This is a genomic window from Paragemmobacter amnigenus (genome assembly GCF_009908265.2).
GTDB classification, from domain to species: Bacteria; Pseudomonadota; Alphaproteobacteria; order Rhodobacterales; family Rhodobacteraceae; genus Paragemmobacter; species Paragemmobacter amnigenus.
Genome location: NZ_JAAATX020000010.1, coordinates 161,299 through 188,153 on the forward strand (window position 1 = coordinate 161,299; position 26,855 = coordinate 188,153).

General features: G+C 67.8%; 22 protein-coding genes. 10 read left to right on the plus strand and 12 right to left on the minus strand.

Annotated elements, in window-relative coordinates; all coding sequences use genetic code 11:
* Window positions 1-101: 101 nt before the first annotated feature.
* From GU927_RS15005 to GU927_RS15015, 3 genes are all read left to right on the plus strand, one after another.
* Entirely contained in the window at window positions 102-5,507 is a 5,406-nt protein-coding gene (locus GU927_RS15005; protein WP_161763270.1) for an alpha-2-macroglobulin family protein, read from the plus strand.
* Entirely contained in the window at window positions 5,504-7,552 is a 2,049-nt protein-coding gene (pbpC, locus tag GU927_RS15010) for a penicillin-binding protein 1C (protein ID WP_161763271.1), read from the plus strand. Before GU927_RS15005 ends, pbpC begins: the two co-directional genes overlap by 4 nt.
* Window positions 7,553-7,771: 219 nt before the next feature.
* Entirely contained in the window at window positions 7,772-8,413 is a 642-nt protein-coding gene (locus tag GU927_RS15015; protein ID WP_161763331.1) for a response regulator transcription factor, read from the plus strand.
* A 27-nt stretch (window positions 8,414-8,440) separates the two neighbouring features.
* Here GU927_RS15015 and GU927_RS15020 read toward each other — a convergent pair whose 3' ends face one another.
* Window positions 8,441-8,914 (minus strand): response regulator, encoded by a 474-nt coding sequence (locus GU927_RS15020; RefSeq protein ID WP_217765687.1) that lies wholly within the window; start codon window positions 8,912-8,914, stop codon window positions 8,441-8,443.
* Between the two features lie 190 nt (window positions 8,915-9,104).
* Window positions 9,105-10,265: a beta-ketothiolase BktB gene (bktB, locus tag GU927_RS15025; RefSeq protein ID WP_161763274.1), complete on the minus strand. Its 1,161-nt coding sequence runs from the start codon at window positions 10,263-10,265 to the stop codon at window positions 9,105-9,107.
* Between the two features lie 170 nt (window positions 10,266-10,435).
* Here bktB and GU927_RS15030 point away from each other — a divergent pair, with 170 nt between their 5' ends.
* Window positions 10,436-11,554 (plus strand): MFS transporter, encoded by a 1,119-nt coding sequence (locus GU927_RS15030; protein WP_217765688.1) that lies wholly within the window; start codon window positions 10,436-10,438, stop codon window positions 11,552-11,554.
* On the opposite strand, the gene GU927_RS15035 is transcribed toward GU927_RS15030, so the two are convergent.
* Window positions 11,555-12,118 (minus strand): DUF2585 domain-containing protein, encoded by a 564-nt coding sequence (locus tag GU927_RS15035; protein ID WP_161763277.1) that lies wholly within the window; start codon window positions 12,116-12,118, stop codon window positions 11,555-11,557. It lies immediately after the preceding gene.
* A gap of 91 nt (window positions 12,119-12,209) precedes the next feature.
* Between GU927_RS15035 and GU927_RS15040 the strand changes: the two genes are divergently transcribed.
* Window positions 12,210-12,419, plus strand: a complete 210-nt coding sequence (locus tag GU927_RS15040; protein WP_161763278.1) for a hypothetical protein — start codon at window positions 12,210-12,212, stop codon at window positions 12,417-12,419.
* Here GU927_RS15040 and GU927_RS15045 read toward each other — a convergent pair.
* The 3 genes from GU927_RS15045 to GU927_RS15055 form a co-directional block, all read right to left on the minus strand.
* Window positions 12,410-13,144, minus strand: a complete 735-nt coding sequence (locus GU927_RS15045; RefSeq protein ID WP_161763279.1) for a metallophosphoesterase — start codon at window positions 13,142-13,144, stop codon at window positions 12,410-12,412. The genes GU927_RS15040 and GU927_RS15045 overlap by 10 nt on opposite strands.
* A 113-nt stretch (window positions 13,145-13,257) precedes the next feature.
* Window positions 13,258-14,850: a phosphoglycerate dehydrogenase gene (serA, locus tag GU927_RS15050; RefSeq protein ID WP_161763280.1), complete on the minus strand. Its 1,593-nt coding sequence runs from the start codon at window positions 14,848-14,850 to the stop codon at window positions 13,258-13,260.
* 97 nt (window positions 14,851-14,947) lie between these two features.
* A complete protein-coding gene (locus tag GU927_RS15055) occupies window positions 14,948-16,105 on the minus strand; it encodes a phosphoserine transaminase (protein WP_161763281.1) in 1,158 nt (385 codons plus the stop codon).
* A gap of 150 nt (window positions 16,106-16,255) precedes the next feature.
* On the opposite strand from GU927_RS15055, the gene serB reads away from it, so the two are divergent.
* The gene (serB, locus tag GU927_RS15060; RefSeq protein WP_161763282.1) at window positions 16,256-17,131 is read left to right on the plus strand and encodes a phosphoserine phosphatase SerB; all 876 of its coding nucleotides are present in this window, start codon (window positions 16,256-16,258) and stop codon (window positions 17,129-17,131) included.
* Window positions 17,132-17,291: 160 nt separating this feature from the next.
* Here serB and GU927_RS15065 read toward each other — a convergent pair whose 3' ends face one another.
* On the minus strand, window positions 17,292-17,972 hold the full coding sequence (locus tag GU927_RS15065; RefSeq protein WP_161763283.1) for a COG3904 family protein: 681 nt from the start codon (window positions 17,970-17,972) through the stop codon (window positions 17,292-17,294).
* A 114-nt stretch (window positions 17,973-18,086) separates the two neighbouring features.
* Here GU927_RS15065 and GU927_RS15070 point away from each other — a divergent pair, with 114 nt between their 5' ends.
* On the plus strand, window positions 18,087-18,851 hold the full coding sequence (locus tag GU927_RS15070; RefSeq protein ID WP_161763332.1) for a TSUP family transporter: 765 nt from the start codon (window positions 18,087-18,089) through the stop codon (window positions 18,849-18,851).
* Between the two features lie 85 nt (window positions 18,852-18,936).
* Here the strand turns inward: GU927_RS15070 and GU927_RS15075 are convergent, their stop codons facing one another.
* The 3 genes from GU927_RS15075 to zapE all read right to left on the minus strand — a co-directional run bounded on the left by GU927_RS15075 (window position 18,937) and on the right by zapE (window position 20,699).
* On the minus strand, window positions 18,937-19,251 hold the full coding sequence (locus tag GU927_RS15075) for a HigA family addiction module antitoxin (RefSeq protein ID WP_161763284.1): 315 nt from the start codon (window positions 19,249-19,251) through the stop codon (window positions 18,937-18,939).
* Window positions 19,252-19,263: 12 nt separating this feature from the next.
* A complete protein-coding gene (locus GU927_RS15080; RefSeq protein ID WP_161763285.1) occupies window positions 19,264-19,554 on the minus strand; it encodes a type II toxin-antitoxin system RelE/ParE family toxin in 291 nt (96 codons plus the stop codon).
* Window positions 19,555-19,619: 65 nt separating this feature from the next.
* The gene (zapE, locus tag GU927_RS15085) at window positions 19,620-20,699 is read right to left on the minus strand and encodes a cell division protein ZapE (protein WP_161763286.1); all 1,080 of its coding nucleotides are present in this window, start codon (window positions 20,697-20,699) and stop codon (window positions 19,620-19,622) included.
* Window positions 20,700-20,895: 196 nt separating this feature from the next.
* Between zapE and GU927_RS15090 the strand changes: the two genes are divergently transcribed.
* Both GU927_RS15090 and GU927_RS15095 read left to right on the plus strand, forming a co-directional pair.
* Window positions 20,896-21,075 carry a hypothetical protein gene (locus GU927_RS15090; protein ID WP_161763287.1) on the plus strand — a complete coding sequence of 60 codons (180 nt, stop codon included), beginning with the start codon at window positions 20,896-20,898 and terminating at the stop codon, window positions 21,073-21,075.
* Between the two features lie 65 nt (window positions 21,076-21,140).
* Window positions 21,141-22,397 carry a hypothetical protein gene (locus GU927_RS15095; protein WP_161763288.1) on the plus strand — a complete coding sequence of 419 codons (1,257 nt, stop codon included), beginning with the start codon at window positions 21,141-21,143 and terminating at the stop codon, window positions 22,395-22,397.
* Here GU927_RS15095 and flgB read toward each other — a convergent pair whose 3' ends face one another.
* Window positions 22,398-22,823 (minus strand): flagellar basal body rod protein FlgB, encoded by a 426-nt coding sequence (gene flgB / locus GU927_RS15100; protein ID WP_161763289.1) that lies wholly within the window; start codon window positions 22,821-22,823, stop codon window positions 22,398-22,400.
* 95 nt (window positions 22,824-22,918) lie between these two features.
* On the opposite strand from flgB, the gene GU927_RS15105 reads away from it, so the two are divergent.
* The gene (locus GU927_RS15105) at window positions 22,919-24,196 is read left to right on the plus strand and encodes a hypothetical protein (protein WP_161763290.1); all 1,278 of its coding nucleotides are present in this window, start codon (window positions 22,919-22,921) and stop codon (window positions 24,194-24,196) included.
* Here GU927_RS15105 and GU927_RS15110 read toward each other — a convergent pair whose 3' ends face one another.
* On the minus strand, window positions 24,197-26,830 hold the full coding sequence (locus tag GU927_RS15110) for a hybrid sensor histidine kinase/response regulator (RefSeq protein ID WP_161763291.1): 2,634 nt from the start codon (window positions 26,828-26,830) through the stop codon (window positions 24,197-24,199).
* Window positions 26,831-26,855: the final 25 nt, after the last annotated feature.

A 26,855-nucleotide genomic window follows, 5' to 3' on the forward strand; every position in this document is an offset into this window, starting at 1 on the left:
AAATGGCTGGTAAACGGCTGCCCGCGACGGGACGCCGCTTGCCAGACAGGCGGGGGAGTGACAGCATCGGCGGCAGTTCCAACACCTCTGGTGGTGCCGCCATGCGTTTATTGTCCCTGTGCCTTTCGGCCCTGATCTTCCTTGTCCCGACGGTGACCCAGGCGCAGGAGCTTGTGCCGCAGAAGCGGATCGTGATGTGGCAGGATACGGACCTGCCGGGGGGCGATATCGCCTCGGCCTTCGATACCACGGTGGAGGCGTGCCAGCGGGCCTGTCTGGCCAACACATCGTGCGAGGCATTCACCTTCAACAGCCGCAACGGAAGCTGCTTTCTGAAGGCGGGAACCGGCGCGGCGGAGAGCTATGCGGGGGCGCTGTCCGGCACGGTGGCGCTGGCGGACGAGGGCGCGGCAGGGCGCGCGCGCGAGCGGCGGGGCGAGATCGGTTTCGTGCAGGACTGGGAGCTGGGGGCGGTCACTCAGCAGGCGGCCGATCTGGCGGGGAACCATCCGGCGGGCGGGTGGAGCGCCGAGGAATGGCGCGCGGCGGCGGCGGATGCCGAGATGCAGGGCGATTTCGACAGCGCCTTCCGGCAGGCGGGCGCGGTGGCGAGCCTGACCGATGCGGCGGCGGACTGGGCGGAATATGCGCGGCTGCTGTTTGCCATGGGCGGGTTCGAGGGGCCCGAGCAGCGCAGCTATTTCGAGCGGTCCTATTACGCGGCGGTCAATGCCTGGCTGCGGTCGGACGATCCGCGCGAGGGGCATACGATCCTTGTGCAGATGGGCCAGGCGCTGGAGCGGATCGACCGTGGCGGCGACATGGTGCGCGCGCTGCGGCTGGCGCAGGAGATCCAGCCGCGGGACGACACGGCCGCGCTGCTGGCCGATGCGGCGGGGAAATACGGGTTCCGCATCGTCGAGAACCGCGTGGAAAGCGACAGCGCGCGCCCGCGCATCTGCGCGACCTTTTCCGAGGATCTGGTGGCCAAGGGCGTGGATTACGCCAGTTTCGTGCAGCTTGACGCGCCGGACCTGACGGTCAGCGCCAATTACCGAGACATCTGTGTCGAGGGTCTGACACACGGGCAGCGGGCGACGGTGACCTTCCGCGCGGGGCTTCCGGCGGCGGACGGGCAGGTTCTGGCGGATGCGGTGGACATCACCCAATACATCCGCGACCGGTCGCCCGGCGTGCGCTTTCCGGGGCGGGCCTATGTCCTGCCCAAGGCCGCAGGCGCGGCGCTGCCGGTCGAGACGGTGAATACCGAGGTGGTCGATCTGGTGCTGTATCGCGTGACGGACCGGAACCTGATCCGCGCCTTCCAGAACGGCTATCTGTCGGCGCCGCTGGCCGAATGGCAGGAATATGATTTCACCGCCCAGACGGGGACCGAGGTCTGGAAGGGATCAGCCAGCGTGGGGATGGAGGTGAACCGCGACGTGACCACCCGCCTGCCGATGGACGAGGCGCTGGCGGGACAGGGGGCGGGGGTCTATGCGCTGCGCGCGTCGGTCCCGGGCAAGCAGGCGTGGGAGGTGGCGGCGGGCTGGCAGTGGTTCACCGTTTCGGATCTGGGGATGACGACCCTGTCGGGGGTGGACGGGCTGCACGTCTTTGTCCGCTCGCTCGGCTCTGCCGAGGCGAAGGCGGGCGTCGCGCTGGAGCTGGTCTCGAACGGGAACGAGGTTCTGGGGTCTGCCACGACCGACGAGCAGGGCTATGCGCGGTTCGATGCGGGTCTGACGCGCGGGACGGGCGGGGCGGCACCGGCGATGGTGGTGGCGCGGGATGGTGGCGAGGATGTGGCCTTCCTGTCGCTGACCGAGCCGGAATTCGACCTGTCGGATCGCGGGGTCGAGGGGCGCGAGGCGGCACCGCCGGTGGATGTGTTCCTGACCACGGATCGCGGGGCCTATCGCGCGGGCGAGACGGTCTATGCCACGATCCTTGCCCGCGACAGCGGGGCGGCGGCGATCGAGGGGCTGCCCCTGACCGTGGTGGTCAAGCGGCCCGACGGGGTGGAACATGCGCGGCAGGTGGTGAGTGACTGGGGCGGCGGCTATGTCGCCAGCCAGCCGATCCTTGGCAATGCGCCGCGCGGTGTCTGGCGGATGGAGGTTCTGGCCGATGCCGATGCCGCGCCCTTGGTCGCCAAGACCTTTCTGGTCGAGGATTTCCTGCCCGAACGGATCGATTTCGACGTGACGGTTCCCGAAGGGCTGCGTCCCGGTCAGGTGGCGGAACTGGGGGTCGAGGCGCGCTATCTGTTCGGCGCGCCGGGGGCCGATCTGGCGGTGGAGGGCGAGGTTCTGTTGCGCGCGGCCGAGGAGTTGGCGGGCTGGGACGGCTATCGTTTCGGCGCGCATGACGTGCCCTTTGATGCAGTGATGCAGGGCTTCGATCCGGCGCGGACGGATGCGGCGGGCAAGGCGGCGGTGACGCTGGCGATGCCGGATGCGGCGACGGCGGACCGTCCGCTGGAGGCGCGGGTGGCGGTGCGCGTGGCCGAAGGGTCGGGCCGTCCGGTGGAGCGGGTGGTGACGCAGGCGCTGGCCCCTGCGGCGGCGATGATCGGGGTGAAGCCGCTGTTCGACGGGGTGGTGGCCGAGAATGCCGAGGCGCGGTTCAGCGTTGCGGCGGTGGGGCCGGACAGCAAGGCCACGGCGATGGCTGCAAAGTGGGAGCTGATGCGGGTCGAGACGACCTATCAGTGGTACCAGAGTTACGGCAACTGGATGTGGCAGCCCGTCACGCGGCGCGAGCGGGTGGCAGAGGGCGATCTGGCGCTGGCGGCGCCTGCGGAACTGGCGGTGCCGGTGACGTGGGGAGAATATGTGCTGACCGTCACGCAAGGCGACGGGGTGGCGCTGACATCCGTTCCGTTCAGCGCGGGGTGGTTTGCGGCGGCGGATGCGGCGGCGACGCCCGACACGCTGGAGCTGTCGCTGGACAAGGCGGCCTATGCGGCGGGGGATGTGGCCAAGCTGCGGCTGGTGCCGCGCTTTGCGGGGAAGGCCGTGGTGATGGTGCTGTCGAACCGACTGGTCGCCATGCAGGCGGTGGATGTGGCCGAGGGCGAGAACGTCATCGACCTGCCCGTGACGGATGACTGGGGCGCGGGGGTCTATGTGACGGCGCAGGTGCTGCGCCCGATGGATGTGGCGGCGGGGCGCAATCCGGCGCGGGCGCTGGGTCTGGCCCATGCGGCGGTCGATCCCGGCGCGCGGGCCTTGTCCGCGATGGTGGAGGTTCCGGCCGAGGCCGATCCGCGCGGCGTGCTGCCCGTGGCGGTGAAGGTGGAGGGCGTGGCGGCGGGCGAGACGGCCTATGTCACCATAGCGGCGGTGGATCAGGGCATCCTGAACCTGACGTCATTCACCCCGCCCGATCCGCAGGGGCATTACTTCGGGCAGCGCAAGCTGGGCGTCGGCATCCGCGACCTGTACGGGCGGTTGATCGACGGGATGAACGGGGCAGAGGGGACCGTCCGGTCGGGCGGCGATGCGGGCGCGCAGGCGCGGTTGCAGGCCCCTCCGCCGACAGAGGAGCTGGTCGCCTATTTCACCGGTCCGGTGGAGGTGGGCGCTGATGGCACTGCGCGCGCCGAATTCACCCTGCCCGCCTTCAACGGCACGGTGAAGGTGATGGCGGTCGCGTGGTCAAGGACCGGCGTCGGGCAGGCGAGTGCGGATGTTCTGGTGCGCGATCCGGTGGTCGTGACGGCGTCCCTGCCGCGCTTCATGGCGCCGGGGGATGAAAGCCGCGTGTTGCTGGAGATCGTCCACGCCACGGGGCCCTTCGGCAAGACGGGGCTGGCGGTCGAGGGGCGCGGGGTCAGCCTTGGCGATGTGCCGGCAAGCGTCGATCTGGCCGAGAAGGGCAAGCAGGTCGTCGCGGTGCCCGTGACGGCGGCGGAGGAGGGCGTGCAGGAGATTGCCGTCACCCTGACCACGCCGGATGGCAAGGTCCTGACCAAGGTGCTGTCGCTGCCCGTTATGCGGGGCGATCCCGAGGTGGTGAAGGTGTCGCGCTTCGATCTGGCGGGGGGGCAGACCTTCGCCTTTGACGATGCGGTGCTGGCGGGGTTCCAGCCGGGCGCGCGGGCGACGCTGGCGATCGGGCCGCTGGCGCGGCTGAATGCGCCGGGGCTGCTGGCGGCGCTCGACCGGTATCCCTATGGCTGCACGGAACAGATGACGTCGAAGGCGATGCCGCTGCTTTACTTCGATCAGGTGGCGCAGGCGATGGACCTGCCGTGGTCGGATGACGTGCAGGGCCGCGTGCAGCAGGCGGTGACGGAGATCCTGACCAATCAGGGGGCCGAGGGCGGCTTTGGCCTGTGGGGGCCGGGGTCGGGGGATATGTGGCTGGATGCCTATGTCACCGACTTCCTGTCACGGGCCAAGGCGCGCGGGTTCGACGTGCCGGATGCGGGCTTCCGCATGGCGCTGGACAACCTGCGTAACCAGGTCAACTACACCGCCGATTTCGACTATGGCGGCGAGGCGCTGGCCTATGCTCTGATGGTGCTGGCGCGCGAGGGGGCGGCGGCGATCGGGGACCTGCGCTATTACGCCGACGTCAAGGGCGATGCCTTTGCCACGCCCACCGCCATGGCGCAGCTTGGCGCGGCGTTGGCCGCCTATGGCGAGCAGCGGCGCGCGGATGCGATGTTTGCACGGGCAGGGGCGGCGCTGGATGCGGCGGCGGTGGAGACAGAGCAACTGTTCCGCGCGGATTACGGCACGGTCTATCGCGATGCGGCGGCGGTGCTGACGCTGGCGGTCGAGGCGGGGTCGGCTGCCGTGGACCGCGAGGCGCTGGCGGACCGGATCGCGACGCAGGGGCGGATGTCGACGCAGGAGGTGACCTGGGTGCTGCTGGCGGCCAATGCGCTGATCGACGGGGCGGGGGCCGAGGGCGTCACGCTGGACGGTCAGGCGGCGGACGGGCCGTTGGTCGCCATGCGGGGTCTGGGCGCGGTGCCGGTCGCGGTGGCGAATGGCGGGGCGGATACGACGCTGACTGTCACCACCTTCGGCGTGCCCGAGGCGGCCGAGCCTGCATCCGGCAACGGCTATGCCATTACGCGCAGCTATCTGGCGATGGATGGCACGCCGGTCGATGCGGCCACCGTGCCGGTCGGGACGCGGATGATCGCGGTGCTGGAGGTGACGCCCTTCGGTACGGGCGAGGCGCGGCTGATGGTGGCCGATCCGCTGCCCGCGGGGTTCGAGATCGACAACCCGAACCTGATAACGGGGGGCGCGGTGCCCGCGCTGGCGGGGCTGGGCCTGCTGGAGGCGGTGGCCCATGCCGAATACCGGCAGGACCGGTTCCTTGCCGCGGTGGACCGCATGGACAACCAGCCCTTCCGGCTGGCCTATGTGGTGCGCGCGGTGTCGCCGGGGGTGTTCCACCATCCCGCCGCCTCGGTCGAGGATATGTACCGTCCCGATTTCCGCGCGGTGGGAGAGACCGGGCGGGTCACCGTGACGGAATGATCCGCGCGCGGGGCATCCTAGCGCTGGCGGCGGGGCTGTGGCTGGCCGCCATCGGGCGGGATGCGTTCGACGGCTGGGTGGCGGTGACGGTGTTGCCGCCGCTGGTCCCCGAAACCTCGGTTCTAGTGGAGGATCGGGACGGGCGGCTGCTGCGGGCCTATACGGTGGCGGACGGGCGGTGGCGGCTGGCGCTGTCGCCCGGGCAGGTGGACCAGATATTCGTGGACATGCTGGTCGCCTATGAGGACGGGCGGTTCCGCGACCACGCGGGCGTGGACGGGCGCGCGCTGGTGCGGGCGGGGGCGCAGGCGGTGCGGAACGGGGGCATCGTGTCGGGCGGGTCGACGCTGACGATGCAGGTGGCGCGACTGCTGGAGGAAAGCGGGACGGGGCGGCTGTCGGGCAAGCTGCGGCAGATGCGGGTGGCGCTGGCGCTGGAACGGCGTCTTACGAAGGGGCAGATCCTGTCGCTCTATCTGCAACTGGCGCCCTATGGCGGGAATATCGAGGGGTTGCGGGCGGCGTCGCTGGCCTATTTCGGGAAGGAACCCGCGCGGCTGACACCGGCCGAGGCGGCGCTGCTGGTGGCCATTCCGCAAAGCCCCGAAAGCCGCAGGCCGGACCGCCACCCGGACGCGGCGGCAGATGCGCGCGACCGCGTGCTGGCGCGGGCGGTGGCCAAGGGCATCCTGCCCGCCGATCAGGCCGCGGCCGCGCGGCGCGAGACGGTGCCGGTGGCGCGTCGCCCCGTGCCCGCCATCGCGCCGCATCTGGCCGACCGTGCGCGAGTGGCGGATCCTGCGGCGCAGGTGATCCGGCTGACGGTGGATCGCGGGGTGCAGGTCGCGCTGGAGCGGCTGGCCGCCGAGACGGTGCAGCATCAGGGCGAGCGGTTGCAGGTCGCCATCGTGGTGGCGGATCATGCGACGGGGGAAATCCTTGCCTCGGTCGGGTCGGCGGCGTTCCGGGCGGATGCGCGGCAGGGGTTCGTGGACATGACGCAGGCGCTGCGGTCGCCGGGGTCGACGCTGAAGCCACTGGTCTATGCGCTGGCCTTTGACGAGGGGCTGGCCCATCCCGAGACGATGATCGAGGACCGCCCGCGCCGGTTCGGCACCTATGCGCCGCAGAATTTCGACCGGCAGTATCGCGGCACGGTGCGGGTGCGGCAGGCGTTGCAGATGTCGCTGAACCTTCCTGTGGTGGAACTGACCGAGGCGATGGGTCCGGCGCGGCTGCTGGTGGCGATGGACAGGGCGGGGATGGGGTATCGGCTGCCGCCGGGGCAACCCGGGCTGGCCATCGCGCTGGGCGGGATCGGGGTGAGCCTGCAGGACATGGTGCAGCTTTACGCGGGCCTTGCGCGGGGCGGGGTGGCGCTGCCGCTGCGCTGGCGCATGGAGGGGGAAAGTGCACAGGGCGGCGGCGCGCGTGTGGTGTCGCGCGCGGCGGCGTGGCAGGTGGGCGATATCCTTGCCGGACTGGCCCCGCCGCCGGGCGCGCCGGAGAACCGTCTGGCCTACAAGACAGGGACGAGTTACGGGCACCGTGACGCGTGGGCGATCGGGTTCGACGGGCGGCATGTGGTGGGCGTGTGGCTGGGGCGGGCAGACGGCACGCCGGTTCCGGGGGCCTTCGGGGCCGAGGTGGCCGCGCCCGTTCTGTTTCAGGCCTTTGCGCGGGTGAAACCCGCGCTGGTGCCGCAGCCCCCTGCCCCGCCCGAAACGCTGCTGGTGGCCAATGCCCGCTTGCCCCAGCCCCTGCAACGGTTCCGTTCGCGAACGGCGGCCTTTGACGGTGCCCAGAACGCGCCAGTCGTGGCCTTTCCTCCAGACGGGGCCGAGGTTGAGCGGCTTCCCGAAGGGGTGATGGTGCGCGTCGAGGGGGGGAAGGCCCCCTTTACATGGCTGGCGGACGGGATGCCGGTGCTGACGGGCGAAAGACGGAGCGAGGTCATACTGCCCATTCTCGAGGCAGGATTTCTGTCCTTGTCTGTTATTGATGCAGAGGGAAGATCGGCCAGAACCGAGATCAGGCTGCGGTGAATGCGGGTTCGCGCCATTTTTTAACCGAAAGTATGTATTTTGACATACTAATATTAATAAATTTATACTTTTTTATGTTAGCTATCCTTCTGAGAAATGCGGCCAGAACTTCGTCGATTGACGTCAACATGTATTGACACAAATCTTTACCAAACGGTCACAGCTGCATTTTGCGGTGGCCTAGGGTGTGTGTCCGGGGACCGAAAAAGCGTGGAACAGATGAATAGTGGCGCAGGGAATGCGGGCAAGACACGCCTGCTTCTTGCAGATGATCATGAAATGCTTTTGGAAATGTTCGCCATCTATCTGCGGACGAACCACGATTTCGAGGTGGTGACGGCCCGCAGTTTCGACGAGGCGGTCGAACGGATCGAGGCAGAGGGTCCGTTCGACGTCGCGCTGCTGGACTGGAACATGCCCGGCATGCATGGCGTGGCAGGGCTGAAGCGGGCGCTGCAGTTGCAGGGCGGGCGGCCCGTCGGGATCATCACCGGCGAGGCGCTGCCCAAGGTGATCGACGAAACGGTGGCCGCGGGCGCGGCGGGGATCGTCCTGAAATCGTCGGGTGTGCGGTCGCTGGTCAATGCGCTGAACCTGATCCTGTCGGGCGAGCGCTATCTGCCCTTCGATCTGGTGATGCGGCGGGCGGACCCGAACGAAGAGTCGAACGACACCCTGACCAAGCGCGAGATGCTGATCCTTGTCGAGATTGCGAAAGGCAAGAGAAACAAGGAGATATGCGCCGATCTGCGGCTGGCGCTGCCGACGGTGAAGATGCATGTGTCGTCGCTCTGCCGGAAGCTGGGCGCGAAGAACCGGCTGCATGCGACGGTCATCGCGCGCGACCTTGGCCTGATCTAGGGCGGTCGCGCGCGGCCCTTGCGCCCGCTAGTTCCGCAGCGCCACTGGCACCATCGCGGCCGCTGCCGACATGCGGAAAAGGTTGCGGTCGTCGGCGCGGGGATAATAGAGCTCGCCCTCCAGAATGCTGGCGATCGCGGCAAGGATGTCGGCGAAGGGTTGCGATTTCAGGATCACGCCTGCCGCGCCGCTGGCAAAAAGGGTGGACTGGCGCAGATCGACCGTGCCCGCGGTCAGGATGGCGACACGGCCGGTGCGGTTGTCGCGCACGACGGTTTCCACCGAGGCGGCCCCGTCCATCCCCGGCATGTCGAGGTCGAGCAGGACGAGGTCATATCCCCCCTGCGCGTGGATCGCCGCGCGGGCATCGAGCAGCGTCTCGACGACGGCGACGCGGTATTCGCCCGAGGCTTCGAGGATGTGACACATGGCTTCGGCGACGAGGCTGTGGTCATCGGCGATCAGCACGGTAATCGGCTTGGCGGTATCTTTATCGGTCAACATACGCGTAAATTCCCTTTGACGCTTGCAGGCAAGTTGGTCCCTGCAAGGCATCTTGGCGCAGGCACGTGCAATTTCATGGATTTTTATAGCGCCATTTCGAATCCTAAGTTTACCGGCAGCCATTTGGTCTGTCTTTACTTGTTCCAAAGTCTGCACATGCACACATGCGCTGCATCTTAAGCGTGTTTCAGACCCGCTCGATCGCGAGGGCAATGCCCTGTCCGCCGCCGATGCACATGGTCAAAAGGGCGGTGCCCTGCCCTGTCCGCTCCAGCGTGTGCAGGGCCTTGGTGGCGAGAATCGCCCCCGTCGCGCCGACGGGATGGCCCAGCGCGATGGCCCCGCCCGTGGGGTTCACCCGCGCCGGATCGAGGTCCAGCGCACGGGTCACCGCGATGGCCTGTGCCGCGAAGGCCTCGTTCGACTCGACGAGGTCGAAGTCCTGCGGGCGCATGCCGAGACGGGCGCAGAGCGCCTGCGTGGCGGGGACGGGGCCAAGACCCATGACACGGGGCGCCACGCCCGCAACGGCGTAGCCCATGATGCGGGCACGGGCCCCGTCGCGGCGGCCACGGCACAGGACCAGCGCCGCCGCGCCGTCATTGATGCCGCTGGCATTGCCGGCGGTGACGGTGCCGTCGTTGCGGAAAGCGGGTCTGAGGGCGGCCAGAGCACCGGCGGTGGTGGCCTTTGGGTGTTCGTCACGGTCGACGGTGACGGGGCCCTTGCGGCCCGCCACTGTCACCGGCGCGATCTCGGCGGCGAACCAGCCCTGCGCGATGGCATGGGCGGCGCGGCGCTGGCTTTCCAGCGCGAAGGCATCCTGATCGGCGCGGCTGATGGCGTGGTCCTGCGCGACATTCTCGGCCGTGATGCCCATATGGCCGGTGCCGAAGGGGCAGGTCAGCGCGCCGGTCATCATGTCGGTGGCGCGCATGTCGCCCATCTTCTGACCGAAGCGGGCGGAGGGCAGAATGTGGGGTGCGCGCGACATGCACTCTGCCCCGCCGACAAGTGCGGTGTCGGCCTCTCCCAGCAAGAGCGCCTGCGCGCCCGAGGCGATGGCCTGAAGCCCCGAACCGCAGAGGCGGTTGACGTTCATCGCGGGGGCGGTTTCCGGCACGCCCGCCTGCAGGGCGGCAACGCGCGAGAGATACATGTCGCGCGGTTCGGTATTGATCACATGGCCCATGACGGTTGTCCCGATCGCAGAGGGAGCGAGCCCCGCACGGTCGATGGCGGCGCGGGCAGCGGCGGTGGCCAGATCGACCGGCGCGACCGTGGCAAGCGATCCGCCGAAAGTGCCGATGGCCGTGCGTGCGGCGGAGAGGATGAAGATGTCGGTCATGGTGCCCCCCTGTTTACGGTCAGGATGACATGGCGCGCAGCATCGCGCAGCGGTGACGTGGCGTCGGTGGTGCCCGCGTGACGGGCAGGGGTTGCCGTGTCGCGGGCGCGATTGACAGTCGCTGCGGGGCGGGGGAAACCCGCAGGCAGTCCGTGACCGAAGGTGGCCCGTTGAACGCCCTGATCCGCACCCATGCCGCGCTGCTTTTTGCCGGCATCACCACCTTTGCCCTGATGGGGGCGGGTCAATCGCTTTATGGTCCGGCGCTGCCGGCCTTTGCGCGGGCCTTCGACCTGACGGTGGCGCAGGCGGGGTGGCTGGTGTCGGCGCTGTGGATCGGGTCGGCGACGGGCGTGGCGCTGATGTTCTTCCGCGGCCGCCATGTCACGCCGCGCCATGCGCTGGGGGTGATGGTGATCGGGTCCGGCATCATCGCCTCGGGCATCGGGTGGTGGCCGACGCTGGCGGGGTCGGTGATCTTTGGCACGGGCTATGGCATCTCGACCGTGGTGTTCAATCCGCGCGTGCTGAAGGCCTTTGGCGTGAAGGGGCCGTCGATGGTCAGCCTGCTGAACGCGATGTTCGCGGTGGGGGCGATCCTTGCGCCGCTGGGTTTTGTCGCCATCGGGTCGGACCCGCGGCTGGCCTTTGGCGTGGTGTCGGGGTTGTGCGCGCTGGTCTGGCTGGCCGCCGGAACGACGGAACGGGCCGCGACGGCAGAGGCGGCGGGGGCATCGAAACCCTATCGCTTCCGCGCGGGGCTTTTGTGTTTCGGCGTGGTCTGCATCGGGGTGGAGGCCTGTCTGATCGGGCTGGGGCCGACCGCTCTCATCCGTGCGGGCGCGAGCGAGGAGACGGCGGCGCGGGCGCTGTCCGGGTTCTTCGTGGCCTTTCTGATTGCGCGGTCGGCGCTGGTCTTCATGGCGCATCTGGTGCCGGCCTTTACCATCTATGCCTTTGCCATGTGCGGGGCGGCCCTTTGTGCGGCGGGGGCGGCGCTGTTTCCGGCGGTACCCTTCTTCATCGCGATGGGGGCTTTTGCGGGGCTGTTCTTCCCGGGTTTCTTCGTCACCGCCTCGCGGTTGATGGGGGATGATCCGCGCGTGACGCCCACGATCATCGCGGCGGGGCTGGTGGGGGGGATTTCGTCCCCCGTGCTGCTGGGTGCGCTGGTGGAAGGCATGGGCGAGCGCGGCTTTTTCCAGATCGTTGCCGCCATGACGCTGGCCACGGCGGCGGGTGCGCTGCTGCGCCTGCGGCGGATCAATGACGAGGCGCTGCGCGGCTGATCAGCCGCCCGCCTGCCATGTCTTCACCGCCTCCAGCGGCCAGAGCAGCATGAGGACATTCAGCGCCAGCCCGTCGCGGATGAGCCATGTGGTCAGCGCCTCGAATCCGAGGATCAGCACCACGGAGAGCCAGACCGGAAGGACGCGGGCGAAGGCGAAACCCGCGATCATGGCGAGGATGTCGGCCACCGAGTTGATGACGCTGTCACCGTAATAGTCGAGCGAGATGGTGACCGAGCGGTAGCGTTCGATGACGGCTTCGGAATTCTCGACGATCTCCCACGCGCTTTCGATCAGGGTGGCGATGGTCAGCCGCCACGCCACCGACAGGCGGCGCGCGACGAGGTGCAGCAGGCCGTAGAAGATCAGACCATGGATGATGTGCGACGGGGTATACCAGTCGGCCAGATGCTGGGAGTTTTCGGAGCTCAGGGTCTGGCCGTGCCAGAGTTTGACATAGCCGCAGTCGCAGATCGGGACGCGCCCGACATGCCAGAGCCAATAGGCGGTCACGGCGATGATGGCGGCGGTGGCGAGGTGGGGAAAACGGCTGGCACTGGTCATGGGGCATTCCTTGCTGGACAGAGGCAGAAAAACGGAAATCCGGCGGGCTGTCACCCCTTCCCGTCGGGGCGGGGCGGACTAGTTGCGGGGGATGAGCAAGTACGGACCCACACGCGGCGAACATCTGTTCCGCCTGATCTTCTCGCTGGCCGGGCTGGCCTTCATCGGCGTTCTGATCGCCGTGCGGGGCGTGCCCAAGGGGCCGGGTCTGGTGGAGGTGGTGGGGATCGCGGGCGTGTTCTTTGCCGGAACCGTGGTGCTGTCGGCGCGGGCGCTGTTGCGCGGCAAGGATCAGGGCTGAAGCGGGACGCGGCCGTTATCGGTCAGGTGCCAGACGTCGCGCCCTTCGATCACCACGGCGGTGAGCGGGCCGCCATAGGCGGCGGAGCTGTCGATATTCACGCGGTTGCCGTAATGCGTGGCACGGTCGAGCGCGGTATGGCCGTGCAGGACGAGGAAGCCATGGTCGCGCGGATCGTCGAGGAACCCCGCGCGGATCCAGACGAGGTCGGTTTCCTGCTGCGCCTCCATCGCGATGCCGGGGCGGATGCCGGCATGGACGAAGACGACCTCGCCGCGGCGGTGCCATGCGGGGCGGTCCTGCAGGAAGTCGAGATGCGATTGCGGGACGGCCTCGGTGGCCTCGGCATGGACGGGGGCGAGGGGGCGGTCCATCGCGTTCTTCACCCCGTAGGAGGCGAGCGTCTCGGCTCCGCCGATGCGGGGGTGGAGCCATGACAGATCGGCGCGCAGACCGGGTTCGGGTTCCTTCGGATCGCGCAGGAAGCGGGTGAACATGCGGTCATGGTTGCCCTTGAGGGTCAGCCACTTCTCGCCCCGCGCGGTGCCGTCCATCAGGAATTGCACCACGCCGCGGCAGTCGGGGCCGCGGTCGACGTAATCGCCCAGATGGATGACGGGCGCGTCATGGTCGCCCGTGGCGCGGCGGTCTGCCGCGATCAGGTCATGGGCGTGCAGGAGCAGGTCGATATGACCGTGGATGTCGCCAATGGCGTAGCTGCGCATCGTGCCTGTCCGTTTGTCCGGTGGAAAGCGCCGGGGGTTTCACACCCCCGGGCCCCCGTGGGATATTTGAGCGACGGGGAAGGGGCAAGTCGAATTGCCCTTTCCCGCGCAGATCAGGCCACGTCGAATTCCAGCGGTTTGACCTGCTGGAACATGCCGGTGGATTCCAGCGTCTCGACCACCTTGGGATCGATGGGCTGGTCGAGGTAGAGGATGGCGATGGCGTCCTGTCCCACGCCCGAGCGGCCCAGCGTGAAGTTCGCAATGTTCACGTTGTTCTTGCCCATCGTCATGCCCAGCAGGCCGATGATGCCCGGCACGTCCTCGTTCGTGGTGTAGAGCATGTGGGGGCCGATCTCGGCGTCGATGTTGATGCCCTTGATCTGGATGAAGCGCGGCTTGCCGTCGGAGAAGCAGGTGCCGGCGACCGACCGTTCGCGTTTGTCGGTGACCATCGTGACCTTGATATAGGCGTCGAACACGCCGGTCTTTTCCTGACGGGTGGTGGAGATCTGGATGCCGCGTTCCTTGGCCACCACGGGGGCGGAGACGAGGTTGACGTCGGGGTTGTGCGCCTTGAGCACGCCCGCGATCACCGACTGGTTCAGCGCGGCGAGGTTCATGTCGGCAACGGCACCGTCGTAGAGGATGTTGATGGCCTTGATCGGTTCATCGGTCATCTGGCCGATGAAGGCGCCCAGATGGGCGGCGAGTTTGACCCAGGGGCCCATGACGGCGGCCTCTTCGGCCGTGACGTTGGGCATGTTCAGCGCGTTCTGCACGGCGCCGGTCAGCAGGTAGTCCGACATCTGTTCGGCCACTTGCAGCGCCACGTTTTCCTGCGCCTCGGTCGTGGAGGCGCCGAGATGGGGGGTGCAGACGACGTTGGGGTGGTTGAAGAGGACGTTGTCGGTGGCGGGCTCCACCTCGAACACGTCTAGCGCCGCGGCGGCGACGTGGCCGGTGTCGAGCGCGTCCTTCAGCGCGGCCTCGTCGATCAGCCCGCCACGGGCGCAGTTGATGATGCGGACGCCCTTCTTCGTCTTGGCGAGGTTCTCGCGCGACAGGATGTTGCGGGTCTTGTCGGTCAGCGGCACGTGCAGCGTGATGAAATCGGCGCGGGCGAGGAGGTCGTCCAGTTCCACCTTGGTGACGCCCAGTTGCTTGGCGCGTTCTTCCGACAGGAAGGGGTCATAGGCCACGACGCGCATCTTCAGGCCCACCGCGCGGTCGCAGACGATGCCGCCGATGTTGCCTGCGCCGATCACGCCGAGGGTCTTGTTGAAAAGCTCCACCCCCATGAATTTCGACTTTTCCCACTTGCCCGCATGGGTGGAGGCGTTGGCCTCGGGGATTTGCCGCGCGATGGAGAACATCATGGCGATGGCATGTTCTGCCGTGGTGATGGAGTTGCCGAAGGGCGTGTTCATCACGATGACGCCCTTCTTGGACGCGGCCGGGATGTCGACATTGTCGACGCCGATACCGGCGCGGCCGACGACCTTCAGGTTCGTCGCCTGTTCCAGCAGCTTTTCGGTCACCTTGGTGGCGGAGCGGATGGCGAGGCCGTCATATTGGCCGATCAGTTCGGCCAGCTTTTCCTTGTCCTTGCCGAGTTTCGGCATGTAGTCCACCTCGACCCCGCGGTCGCGGAAGATCTGGACGGCGGTTTCGGAGAGTTCGTCGGAGACGAGAACCTTGGGCATTTTGTCACCTGATGTGTTCTGGGGCATCGCGTCCCGGGCTTGACCCGGGACCTCATGGGATGGAGAGGCCCAGGGTCAGGCCCCGGGCGGGGTTTCCTTAGGCGGCCTGCGCCAGTGCTGCGATTTCCGCGTGGAAGGCGTGGGCGATCCACGGCATCAGGGCGGCGACATCGGCGGTTTCCACGGTCGATCCGCACCAGATGCGCAGGCCGGGGGGGGCGTCGCGATAGGCGCCCACGTCATAGGCCACGCCCGCCTTTTCCAGCCGTTTCGCCACGGCCTTGGCGAAGGCCGCGCCGTCGGTGATGCGGGGATCGGTAAATTTCAGGCAGACGGAGGTGGTGGAGGCGGTCGCGGCATCTTCGGCAAGGTTCGCGATCCACGGGTTGGCGGCGCAGAAATCCCAGACGGTGCGGGCATTCGCCTCGGCCCGCGCGACAAGGCCCTTAAGCCCGCCCAAGGATTTCGCCCATTTGAGGGCGACGAGGTAATCTTCCACCGCCAGCATGGAGGGGGTGTTGATCGTCTCGCCCACGAAGATGCCGTCGATCAGTTTGCCCTTCGACGTAAGGCGGAAGATTTTCGGCAGGGGCCAGGCGGGGGTGTAGGTTTCCAGACGCTCCACCGCGCGGGGGGACAGGATCAGCATGCCGTGCGCGCCCTCGCCGCCCAGCACCTTTTGCCAGGAGAAGGTGGTGACGTCGAGCTTGTCCCAGGGCAAGTCCATCGCGAAGGCGGCAGAGGTCGCGTCGCAGATGGTGAGGCCCGCGCGGTTGGCGGGGATGGCGTCGCCATTCGGGACGCGGACGCCGGAGGTGGTGCCGTTCCAGGTGAAGACCACGTCGGCGTCGAAATTCACGGTCGCAAGGTCGACGATCTGGCCGTAGGGGGCCTTTTTAACGGTGGCGTCGAGTTTGAGCTGTTTCACCACATCGGTGACCCAGCCTTCGCCGAAGGATTCCCATGCCAGCATTTCCACCGGACGGGCGCCGAGCATCGTCCACATCGCCATTTCCACGGCGCCGGTGTCGGAGCCGGGGACGATGCCGATGCGGTAATCGGCAGGGACGTTCAGGATTTCGCGGGTAAGGTCGATGGCTTCCTGCAGTTTCGCCTTGCCCACCGCCGCGCGGTGCGAGCGGCCCAGCGGCGCATCGGCAAGGTGGTTCAGGGTGAAGCCGGGGATCTTGGCGCAGGGGCCAGAGGAAAAGCGCGGATTGGCCGGGCGCTGTGCCGGTTGAGTCAGGTCTGTCATGGTAGCCTTCCAGCTAAAAGCCCCTCGTTGGGGAGGGGTGTCCCACGGATGGGGATAGCGGGGCGGTCGGGGTGGCACAAGGCGGAAAATTGCCCTAAAGCGGCGGAACGTCGTGCGAAAGCGACGCGCAAGTTCACTATCGGAAACCTGATGTTCATCGCGACCCTGCTGACCAATCCCGACACGCCCGTTCTTGACCGCGCCATGGTGGAGTCGGTCCGCAATGCCTGGGGCGGGGGGGATGCGGTCTGGCTGGACCCCGGGGTGGCGGCGGAATTCCCGTTGGAAACCATGCCCTTGAACCGGTGGGAGGTGTGGGAAGGGCTGCAATCCCTGCGCGTCGATCTGGTGGTGCAGCGGGCCGAGGGGCGGCGGAAGCGGGTGCTGCTGGCGGATATGGATTCGACCATGATCCGGCAGGAATGCATCGACGAACTGGCCGACGAGGCGGGGGTGGGGGTGCGTGTTTCCGACATCACGCGCCGCGCGATGAATGGCGAGCTGGACTTCGAATCGGCACTGCGCGAGCGGGTGGGGCTGTTGAAGGGGCTGCCCGTGGCGGTGATCGACCACGTGATCCGCGACCGGATCACGCTGATGCCGGGGGGGCCGGCGCTGGTGGCGACGATGCGGGCGAACGGGGCCTATGCGGCGCTGGTGTCGGGGGGGTTCACGGCGTTCACGTCGCGGATCGCGGCGGTGCTGGGGTTCGATGAGAACCGCGCCAATACGCTGAATGCGGAAGGGGATTTCCTGTCGGGCACAGTGGCGGAACCGATCCTTGGCAAGCAGGCGAAGGTGGACGCGCTGGTGGATATTACCAAACGGTTAAGCATCACCGAGGATGAGGTCATGGCCGTGGGCGACGGGGCGAATGATCTGGGGATGCTCAAGCGGGCGGGGGCGGGCGTGGCCTTGCACGCGAAGCCCGTGGTGGCGGCGGAATGCGACATACGCATCAACCATGGGGACCTGACGGCCCTTCTGTTCATACAGGGGTATCGGCGCGAGGAGTTCGTGGCGTGAGTTCGACGTTTCGGGATCAGCCGTGTGGGGTTTTGTCCCGCGGTCTGAGATCGGACCTCCTGCGCGGCTTTGGCGGCGGCCCCGGGTCAAGCCCGGGGCGGGTATTCGGGGGACAGTCTGGGGCGAAGGGGCAAACGGTGGGTTAACCTGCCGTCCTGCCTCAATCCGCCTGCGGGGCGGGGGTCAGGAGACCCGCCTCCTCCATCTCTTTCCGCGTGGGATACCACATGCTGTTCATGCCGATGGTCGCGATCTTGACCGCGAATTCGGCGCTGACGCCGTGGTTGATGAAATGGGCGAAGACCTTGGTCGCGTCGCGCTGGCCTTCCTCGTAAACCCATTCGGAGAAGGCGAATTCGTCCTTCCAGCCGGAATCCTCGCGCCAGTCGAGATAGTAGCTGCGGATGCTTTCCACGCCCCAGCTGGGCGGGTGCAGGCCAATGCGGCCACCCTTGTTCATCCGCCGCTCGGTCCCCGCGGCGAAGATCACCGCGCAGGCGCTGGAACATTCGCCCTGCACCTCGGTCTTGAGGCCGTAATCGGCGACGATGGCGGCCATGTCATAGGCGGCCTCGATATAGCCGCCGTCCGAGGTGAGGCGCATCGTGTCGATCCGGTCGGCATTGCGGTCGAGGATGGAGCGGAGGGCGCCGATATCCTCATACGCGATGTCGCCGCGCGTGTCTTCGGCGGTCATGCCCGAGGCGGGGTCGACCAGCGTCGCGTCGACGGGGAAAGACGTGTTGTAGATCAACACGTTGGCGTCGATGGTGAAGCGGTTTTCCGCCATCGCGGGCAGGGCTGCGAGCGACAGGAGGAGCGTGGCGGCGAGCGTTTTCAATCTGTCCTCCGGCGGCGTGGTTGCGGGACAGATTAGCGACCGGCCCGCACCCCGCGCAAGGCAGGAGCGACGGGGGTTTACTTCGCCCTGCGGGGCGGGGATGAAGGCGGCATGCTGTTCGAGATCGCCACCGAGACCGCCCTTCTGCTGATCCTTGCCGCCTTTGTGGCGGGGTTCGTCGATTCCATCGCGGGGGGCGGGGGGCTGATCTCGGTTCCGGCGCTGTTGCTGGCGGGGGCAAATCCGGTGGAAGCCTTGGCGACCAACAAGTTGCAGGGCACCTTCGGGGCGGGGACGGCGATGGTGACCTATGCCCGCGCGAGGCATGTGCGGTTGCGGGACCAGTTGGGGATGGCGGTGATTTCGGCCATCGGCGGCGGGCTGGGGGCGCTGGTGGCGCATCTGGTTCCGGTGGGGGTGTTGCGGGTGGTCATGCCCGTGATCCTTGTGGCGGTGGCGCTTTTTTTCGCGTTGAAACCGGGGCTTAGCGACATTGACCGGGTGCAGCGGATGCGGCCAGGGGTGTTTGCCGTGACGGCGGTGCCGCTGATCGCGGCCTATGACGGGTTCTTCGGGCCGGGGACGGGGTCGTTCTTCATGCTGGCCTTCGTGATGCTGGCGGGATATGGCGTCCTGAAGGCGACGGCGCATACGAAGCTTTTGAATTTTTCCAGCAATATCGGCAGCTTGTGCGTGTTCATCCCGTCGGGGGCGATGTGGTGGGCGGTGGGTCTGGGGATGGCTGCGGCGCAGGTTGCGGGGGCATCGCTGGGGGCGCGGCTGGCGATGCGGGTGGGGGCGCGGCTGATCAAGCCGCTGCTGGTCGCCACCTCGACCGCGATGGCGGCGCGGCTGTTGTGGCAGGCCTGGGCGGGCTGAGCGGGTCGTACCGGCGGTTGTGCCGATGGCTGTACCGCAGAGTGTCAGCACGCAGCGGACTGTGATGCGGTCAGTCCGCAACGGGTCAGGTGAAGGTGGCCGGTTCGCCGTGATAGCGGGCGACGTCGATCTGGGCCGCCCTGCGGCGGGTCAGGGCGATGTCGTGGTTGGTCTGCATCCGCAAGAGCGTTTCCATCGACACGCCAAAGGCCTTTTCGATCCGCAACGCCATTTCGGGTGACAGGCCCGCGCGCGCGTTGAGCACGGCCGAGAGCGCGGCGCGCGTGACGCCGAGGATTTCCGCCGCGCGGGTGACGGTCAGGCCGAGCGGGGCGATGATGTCATCCCGCACGAAGCTACCCGGATGGGCGGGATTGAGCAGTTGGAGGTCCTGGGGCATCGGTTGGGGTTCCTAGTGGTAGTCCTGATAGTCGAGGTCGATGATTTCCAGCCCGTCGCGGTCGATGCGGAAGGTCAGGCGCCAGTTGCGGGTGACGGACAGGCTCCATGTTCCGCGCAGGTTGCCGGAGAGAAGATGCGCGTTCCACGACGGGACCGCGCGCAGGTCGTCTTCGTGATCCATCGCTTGCAGGAACGAGATGATGCGGCGCAGTTTTTCCACGGCGGGAGGGTGAAGGCCAGACGGATCGTCCGTCTCGATGAAACGGCGAAGTCCCTTATGCAGGACGTTGCGGATCTTCATGGCCACTCGGTACAGACTGTATAGTGTATCTTTACACTATACAGATACGACATTCAAGCGCGGCCTTACGCCCCCCAGTCCGCCCCCTGCATCTCGCGCAGGCGGGAGGCGGTGCGTTCGAATTCGAAGGCGCCGGTGCCTTCGAGGTAGAGCCGTTCGGGTTCGTCGGCGGCGGAGCAGATGAGGCGGACGCGCGCCTCGTAGAGCGCGTCGATGAGGGTGACGAAGCGCTTGGCCTCGTTGTAGTTCGATGCCGAGAGCTGGGGGATGTCCTCGAGGATCAGGACGCGGACGTTCTGCGCAATGGCGAGGAAGTCGGCGGGGCCGAGGGGGCGGGCGCAGAGGTCCCAGAAGGTGGCGCGGGCGACACCGTTGGCGAAGCGCGGGAGTTCCACGGTGCGGCCATTGACGGCAAGGCGCAGGGGTTCGCCCGCCGCTCCGCCCGTCAGGTCGGACCAGATGGCGGCGATCTGGCCCTGCACGCGGCCTGCGGGGTGGAAATAGACCTGCGCGCCGTGCAGGCGGTGCTGGCGGTAGTCGGTCGGGCTTTCGAGTTTCACCACCTGCAACCGGTCGCGGATCAGGTCGATGAAGGGCAGGAAGAGCGCGCGGTTGAGGCCGTCCTTGTACAGATCCTCGGGCGGGCGGTTCGAGGTGGTGACGATCACAACACCGGCGGCGAAGAGTTTTTCGAAGAGGCGGCCCACGACCATGGCATCGGTGATGTCGGTGATCTGCATTTCGTCGAAGGCGAGGAGGCGCGTGTCCCTGATGATCGCATCGGCCACGGGGGCGAGGGGGTCTTCGACGCCACGCTTGCGCGCCTCGTGCATGCCTTTGTGGATGTCCTGCATGAAGGCGTGGAAATGGACGCGGCGTTTGGCGCGGATCGCGGTCGCCTCGGTGAAGAGGTCCATGAGCATGGATTTGCCCCGCCCGACACCGCCCCAGAGGTAAAGACCCCTTGGCGGGGTCAGCGGTTTGGCGAAGAGGCCCGCGAAGAGGCCGATGCGGCGTTCGGCATTGGCTTCGAGCCAGTCGCGCAGGGCGTCGAGCGCAGGCAGCACGGCATGTTGCGCCGGATCGGCGCGGAGCGTGCCCTGTGCCACGCGGGCATCGTAGAGGTCGGTCAGAGATTGCCGCATACCGTTGTATACCGTGACCTTTGGCGCGAGGGAAGCATCCGCATGGGCCGGCACCCAACCCGTTCTTACGGATGGTATTTGTCCGAAAGAGACGGATCGGCGAACCGGTGGAAAGGCGAAAGCTGCCCGTCCGACTGGCACAATGCCCGTCATGCCCGCGCGAGTCGATGCGCGGCAGAACGTGAGGACAAGGAAGATGAGCGACGCCACCCACGGCCTGCCGGTCTATCGGCCCGATCCCGATTTCGGGCGCGCCTATCGCCGTCCCGGCGAGGTGGTGCCGACACTGGCGCTGCCGCGCGGATTGTGGATTGCGGTGGCGGTATCGGGGGCGGTGGCGGGCTGGGCCGCGCTGCTGGGCGTCGTGATCTTCTGAGCCGTCCCTAAATCCCGCGCGGGGCAAGCCGTTCTGGTGAGCGGACCCACGCGCAGGAGGCAGGAATGGCAGTCGCCCATCTTTACGGCTTGAAATCGGCGGTGCCGGAGGCGCCGCGTGCCCCGCGCATGTTCGTCGAGCCGCCGGATTTTGCGAGCGTTGCGGAACTGGCGCGGTCCATCGCGGGCTGCGAGAGGGCCTGCATCCGGCTGCAGGACGAGGAGACGGGCGAGATGCGGATTGCCTTCTTTCCGCCGCTGGAGGGGGTGCATGACCTGCCGCCCGCGCTGCTGCCCAACGGGCGGGGGATCGCGCAGATGGATGCGGGATCGATGAAGGACGAGATGGTGGCGGCGGGGCTGGGCGATCTGGCCTTCTGGGCCGGTTTCGCGCTGAAATCGCCGGGCGGGCGGGTGCTGGGTGTGCTGGGGCTGATGGACAGCCGGTCGCGCGACCTGTCCGAGACGGTGTTGCAGCAGTTGAGCCAACTGGCGGGAATCCTGTCGGTGGGCGTGGCCATGGCGGGATCGGTGATCCGCGTTCTGGCGCGCCAGACGCTGGGCGTGATCGAGGATGTGGCCGAGATCGACGTGGGCGCGGCATCGCCCGCGCTGACCGGGCTGATGCGCTTTGCCTCGGGGCGGTTGCCGTCGAGCGCGGAGTCGATGGCCATGCGGATCGCGGGGCTGGCCGAGCTGTCGAACGGGATGCTGCTGCTGACCCAGCCCGCGAAGGCGATCCTTTACACCCATGGCTTCCGTCTGTCGGACCCGCAGGGGATGGCGGTCGAGGAGCCGGTGCTGGCGGCGGAGCCGGAGCCCGAGGCGTTCAGGCCGATGGCGCGGCTGCGGATCGGCGAGGTGCATCACGACATCGCGCGGGACGAGGAGACGGACAAGTTCGCCTTCCGCATCACGGGCACGGAGGATGCCTGGGTGCTGCTGGACAACGGGTTGGAGGAAGGCTGGCCGGAAATGGCGGCCGAGATCATCAAGCGGACGCGGAATGCGACCTTCGACTATGTGCGCATGCACATGATCCACCACCGCGACGCGGTGATGCCCGAGGGCGAGTTCCTCTATGACCTTTACGGGATGGAATGGGCGGTGCGCGGCACGCCCGCCCATGCCGAGGCGCGGGGCGCGGACGGGGTGTGGCGGCGGTTCGACGCGGCCCATGTGACCCCGGATGCGACGCGGGACTTTTCGGCGCTTGCCGCCTTTGCCGCGATCCCCGGTCTGGCCGAGAGGATCGGGCAGGACGTGCATGAATGGTCCAAGCGGATCGCGGCGGGGTCCGAGATCACGCCGATCTTCGGCTGATCAGTCGTCGCCTTCCATCGCGGTGATGCTTTCCCGAAGGCGGCCGACGGCCGCCTTCTTGATCTGGCTGACACGGCCCGTGGTGACGCCGAGGATTTCGGCGATTTCGTAGACGTTCAGTTCTTCCGCGAATTCCATCTGTTCGGTGGAGAGTTCCACCGTATTGCCGTCGAGCGAGGTGGTCACGGGCACGCGATAGCCGAGCTGGCCGTCGGCCAGCGCGGTGCCCATGTGGCCGGCGGCGGTGCGGTCGGGGCCGCCGGTGCCCATGGAGCGGGCGAGTTCGGACTCGAAGTCGAAGTCGCGGGCCTTGAAGTTGGGGGTGGCGGCATTGGCGATGTTGGAGGCGAGGATTTCGCCCCGTCTTTCGCGCAGGACGAGGGCCTGCGCGTGCAGCCCTATCGTTTCGCGGAAACCGACCGTCATTGTCTGTGCCCTCTGGTTCCTGCCGGAAGGGTCCGGCGCTTTCAGGCGCGGGTCTTGCAAGGGGCGTGCCAGTTGGGTCGGGAAGCGGGGTCGGTATGGCGGCGGCACGGAAGAAGACGGCATTGCAGCGGGCGGCGCGCGCGGTGTTGAAGGCCGTGGAGGGGTTGCATCCGGACGAGGCGCTGGTGCGGCTGGAGCCGGTGGCGGCGGCAGAAGGGCCGGGCTTGCGGCGGCGGGTGCTTTTGTCGGCGCGGATCGAGTTGTTGCGACGGGCGCTGGAGATGCCGCGGAGGCAGGCGGCGGAGCCGGAACCGCTGGTGGTGGTCCCGCCGGAGCCTGTGGCCGTTGTGGCAGAGGAGCCCAAGCCGCCAAGACCGCCCAAGGCGCTGTCCAAGGGGTCGATGATGTCGGTCAGCCTGGAGGATGCGGCCAAGCTGCTGTTCGTCGCGCCGGAGCCCGAGGGCGACGTGGCCGAGGCGGCGGGGGCCGCGCCTGCGGAGGCCTTCGTGCCTGCATCCTGGACCGATGCGGCGCAACAGGTCGACGGGCCGCCGCCGGACGCCGCGCCCGATACGGAGCCCGACGGGGACGCGGCAGGGCGCGGCGGCGAGACGGTGATCCTTGACGATCTGGATGCCGCCGTGGCGTCGCTGAGCGGGCTGGCCGATGACAGCGCGATGTTCCCCGAGGACCCGCCCGCCGTGGCCGCACCGCCGCGCAAGGCGGCCAAGGGCGGCAAGGTCAAGGGGCGCAAGGGATCAGGCCCCGTGATCGAGGATATGGAGACGCTGGCGGCCTTTGCCACGGGACCGTCGCAGGGGGGGCTGCCTGCGGGGATCGATGCCGATCTGGCCAAGCTGGCCGCGCTGGATGCGTTGTCCGAGGCGGTGGTGGCGGCGGACCCGCCTGCGGGAATGGTGGACCCCGCGGCGGCCTTTGCCGCGCTGGCGGCGGCGGACGAGGACGAGGCGCGGGCGATGCTGGCGCCCGTGCGGGGGGCGGTGGTGGACCATGTCGCCGCGATGGCCGCACTGGAGGAGTTGGGGCCGGTGATGCGGGTGCCGCCCGCGCCCGCCGATCCGGAGGTGGCAGGGGGCGAGGCGGTGGCCCCTCCTGCCCCGCGCCCGCGCGGCAGGGCGGCGCTGGACCCGTCGGCCGCCTTTGCCGCGATGGAGGAGGCCGAGGTCGTCGATCCCGCAACGGCGACACGGGCCCGCCCCGCCCCCGTGATGGATGCCGCGGCGGCCTTTGCCGCGCTGGAGGCGGCGGATGAGGCAGAGGCCAAATCCATCGCCCCCGCGGGCAAGCCCAAGCCGCTGGCCATCGACCTTTCGGCGCAGTTCGCGGCGCTGGGAAAGGATGCGGAGGAGTGACTATTCCGCCGCGGCGCGGCTGAGCGCGAGGGCGAGGCCCTTGTCGCGCAGTTCCGCAACGGTGCGCGGCAGGATACGGCGGATGTCGTCGAGCGCCGAGGAGGCCGCCGTGGCGTCGCATTCATTGGCGGCGCGTTCATAGCTGGCGAGGGCGGAGTGCAGACCGGACAGGCCGATGGCCGCCGCGGCCCCCGCCGTCTTGTGCGCGGCCTTGCCCGCATCGGCGAAGGAGCCGACACTGCCCAGATCCTCGAGCTGGATGATCACGGACTCGGTCTCGTGCAGCAGGCGGTCGGCGATGCGTTCGACGAAGTCGCGGCCCATCTCTTCCAGCGTTTCGCTGAACACATCGGCATTTATGACGGGAACGGCGACGTCCGGCGCGGGGGCGGGGCGCTGGCGGGTACGGGCGGTGCCGCGGGCGTAATTGGCGATGACGGCCACGAGCGCGGCGCGGGTGATCGGCTTGACCAGCACGTCGGTCATGCCGGCGCCAAGGAATTCGGGCATCTTGTCGGGGCTGGCATTGGCGGTGACGCCGATGATCGGAATGGTGCGGCAGAGGCCTTCGCGGCGGATGATGCGGGTGGCTTCCAGCCCGTCCATGCGGGGCATGGAAATATCGGTCAGGATCATGTCGAAGGCGATTGCGGCAGCGTGTTCCACGGCTTCGACACCGTCGGCGGCGGTGGTGACGGTGTGGCCGCGCAGGCGGAGCATCTCGGTCAGCAGGAGGCTGTTGATCGGATTGTCCTCGACCACGAGGATGTTGAGGGCGGGCACCTCGTCCTCGGCCAGCGGGGCATCGTCTCTGGCATGGGCGGGGGCTTCGACGGCGACGGGAAGGGTGACGTCGAAGGTGAAGGTGGAGCCCTTGCCCAGCGCCGAGGAGACGCGGATCGTGCCGCCCATCGCCTCGGCCGAGAGTTTGGCGATGCCGAGACCGAGGCCGGTGCCTTCGCGCATCCGCGCGTAGGAGGCGTCGAGGGTTTCGAAATTGTGGAAGATGCGTTCGAGGTCGCCTTCGGCGATGCCGATGCCGGTGTCGATGACGGAAACGGTCAGGTGCAGCCGCGAGCCGCCATCGCGCAGGTCGGTGGCAAGCCGGACGGTGACCGAGCCTGCATCGGTGAATTTGATGGCGTTGCCGATCAGGTTGTAGAGCACGCGCAGGAAAAGCTGGCGCGGGGCGGAGACCTTGGCGACGGGGGTTTCGGGTTCCTCGAATTGCAGGATGTTGCCGCGCTTGGCCGCGTGGGGATGGTTTTGCAGCATGAGGTCGCGGATGACCTGCACGGGCGAGAAATCGGTGACCTGATAGCTGGCCGACTGCTCCGAGCCGAGACGGGTGAGTTCCAGCACGTTGTTGACCTGATCCAGCGCCGCCCAACCGCAGGAGAGCACGATTTCCGACAGCCAGCTTTGCCGCTGGTCAAGATCGGTGGAGCTTTGCAGCAACTCGGTCGCGGCGATGAGGCCGTTCAGGGGCGTGCGCATCTCGTGGCTCATGACGGCGAGGAAGCGGGACTTGGCCTCTTCGCCCTTGAGCGCGTCGTTGCGGGCCTTTCGCAGGCTTTCCTCGCGTTCGATGCGTTCGGAGATGTCGCGGATGAAGGCGATGAACATCGGCTCGCCGCTGGCGCCCTTGGCTTCGGCGAGCGCCACCTCGACCGGAACGCGGCCGCCGTCGGCGCGGCTGGCGGCCATCTGGAGGCGGCCGTCCTGCAGTTCGGGGGCGTTGGAGCGGATCATGTGATGCAGGCTGGCCAGCGGGTCGTCATGGCCGTCGCGGCCCAGAAGCTGGGCAAAGCGGACGCGGCGCACCTCGTCACGGCTGCGGCCGAAGAGCGCCTCGGCCGCGCCGTTGCAATCGGTAATCTGGCCGTGGACATCGGCGATGATGAGAGCGTCGAGCGAGCTTTCGATGGTGGCGCGAAGGTTGTGGATGGCGCGCTCGGTGGTTTCCGAGCGGCGGCTCTGCGCGCGGTTCTGCAGGATGATGACGAGCGAGAGCGCGGCCATCAGCCCCAGCAGACCCAGCGAGGCCGAGGCAAAGACCTGAAGCGAGCGGCGCAGTTCGGTACGGCGGGAATCGCCCGCCTCCATCAGGGTCTGGAGCGAGCCCACAACCTGTTCGCGGACACGGTCGGTGATGGTGTCCATTTCCACGCGCAGGGCGGGGACGGCGGCGCCGAGCGTCGCGTCATCGCCGTCGATCAGGGGGGTGACGCGTTCGAAGAAGGCACCCTGCGACCACAGTTCCTCGCGCAGGCTGCTGGTGACGGGCAGGCTGCGGAGCTGGTCGGAGCGGGAGAGGATGTTGAACCGGCTGTAGAAGATGTCGAATGCCAGCCGCAGATCGTCGAGGGCGGCGGGATCGGACGGGCGTTCCGAGGCGAGGATCACGGCGCGCTGGAGTTTCAGGGCGTCGACCTCGATCTGGGCGAGGGTCCATGTGACGTTGTCGGAGTTGACCGAGGCGGACCTGTCCAGTTCCCGGTCGATCTTGACGAAGACATAACCCATCGCGCCCAGCGTCAGGCAGAAGCATATGCCGAGAATCACGTGCCGCACCCGGACGGCGGCGCGCGAGAGGCGGCTCTCTTCGAGGGCTTCGTCGAAAAACTTGCTCATCACATTTACCCGGGAAAACGAACCG

Coding starts and splice junctions, on each gene's coding strand:
- GU927_RS15005 (WP_161763270.1), top strand. CDS start 102: ATGCGTTTATTGTCCCTGTGCCTTTCGGCCCTGATCTTCCTTGTCCCG.
- pbpC (WP_161763271.1), top strand. CDS start 5,504: ATGATCCGCGCGCGGGGCATCCTAGCGCTGGCGGCGGGGCTGTGGCTG.
- GU927_RS15015 (WP_161763331.1), top strand. CDS start 7,772: ATGAATAGTGGCGCAGGGAATGCGGGCAAGACACGCCTGCTTCTTGCA.
- bktB (WP_161763274.1), bottom strand. CDS start 10,265: ATGACCGACATCTTCATCCTCTCCGCCGCACGCACGGCCATCGGCACT.
- GU927_RS15035 (WP_161763277.1), bottom strand. CDS start 12,118: ATGACCAGTGCCAGCCGTTTTCCCCACCTCGCCACCGCCGCCATCATC.
- GU927_RS15040 (WP_161763278.1), top strand. CDS start 12,210: ATGAGCAAGTACGGACCCACACGCGGCGAACATCTGTTCCGCCTGATC.
- GU927_RS15045 (WP_161763279.1), bottom strand. CDS start 13,144: ATGCGCAGCTACGCCATTGGCGACATCCACGGTCATATCGACCTGCTC.
- serA (WP_161763280.1), bottom strand. CDS start 14,850: ATGCCCAAGGTTCTCGTCTCCGACGAACTCTCCGAAACCGCCGTCCAG.
- GU927_RS15055 (WP_161763281.1), bottom strand. CDS start 16,105: ATGACAGACCTGACTCAACCGGCACAGCGCCCGGCCAATCCGCGCTTT.
- serB (WP_161763282.1), top strand. CDS start 16,256: ATGTTCATCGCGACCCTGCTGACCAATCCCGACACGCCCGTTCTTGAC.
- GU927_RS15075 (WP_161763284.1), bottom strand. CDS start 19,251: ATGCCCCAGGACCTCCAACTGCTCAATCCCGCCCATCCGGGTAGCTTC.
- GU927_RS15080 (WP_161763285.1), bottom strand. CDS start 19,554: ATGAAGATCCGCAACGTCCTGCATAAGGGACTTCGCCGTTTCATCGAG.
- zapE (WP_161763286.1), bottom strand. CDS start 20,699: ATGCGGCAATCTCTGACCGACCTCTACGATGCCCGCGTGGCACAGGGC.
- GU927_RS15090 (WP_161763287.1), top strand. CDS start 20,896: ATGAGCGACGCCACCCACGGCCTGCCGGTCTATCGGCCCGATCCCGAT.
- GU927_RS15095 (WP_161763288.1), top strand. CDS start 21,141: ATGGCAGTCGCCCATCTTTACGGCTTGAAATCGGCGGTGCCGGAGGCG.
- flgB (WP_161763289.1), bottom strand. CDS start 22,823: ATGACGGTCGGTTTCCGCGAAACGATAGGGCTGCACGCGCAGGCCCTC.
- GU927_RS15105 (WP_161763290.1), top strand. CDS start 22,919: ATGGCGGCGGCACGGAAGAAGACGGCATTGCAGCGGGCGGCGCGCGCG.
- GU927_RS15110 (WP_161763291.1), bottom strand. CDS start 26,830: ATGAGCAAGTTTTTCGACGAAGCCCTCGAAGAGAGCCGCCTCTCGCGC.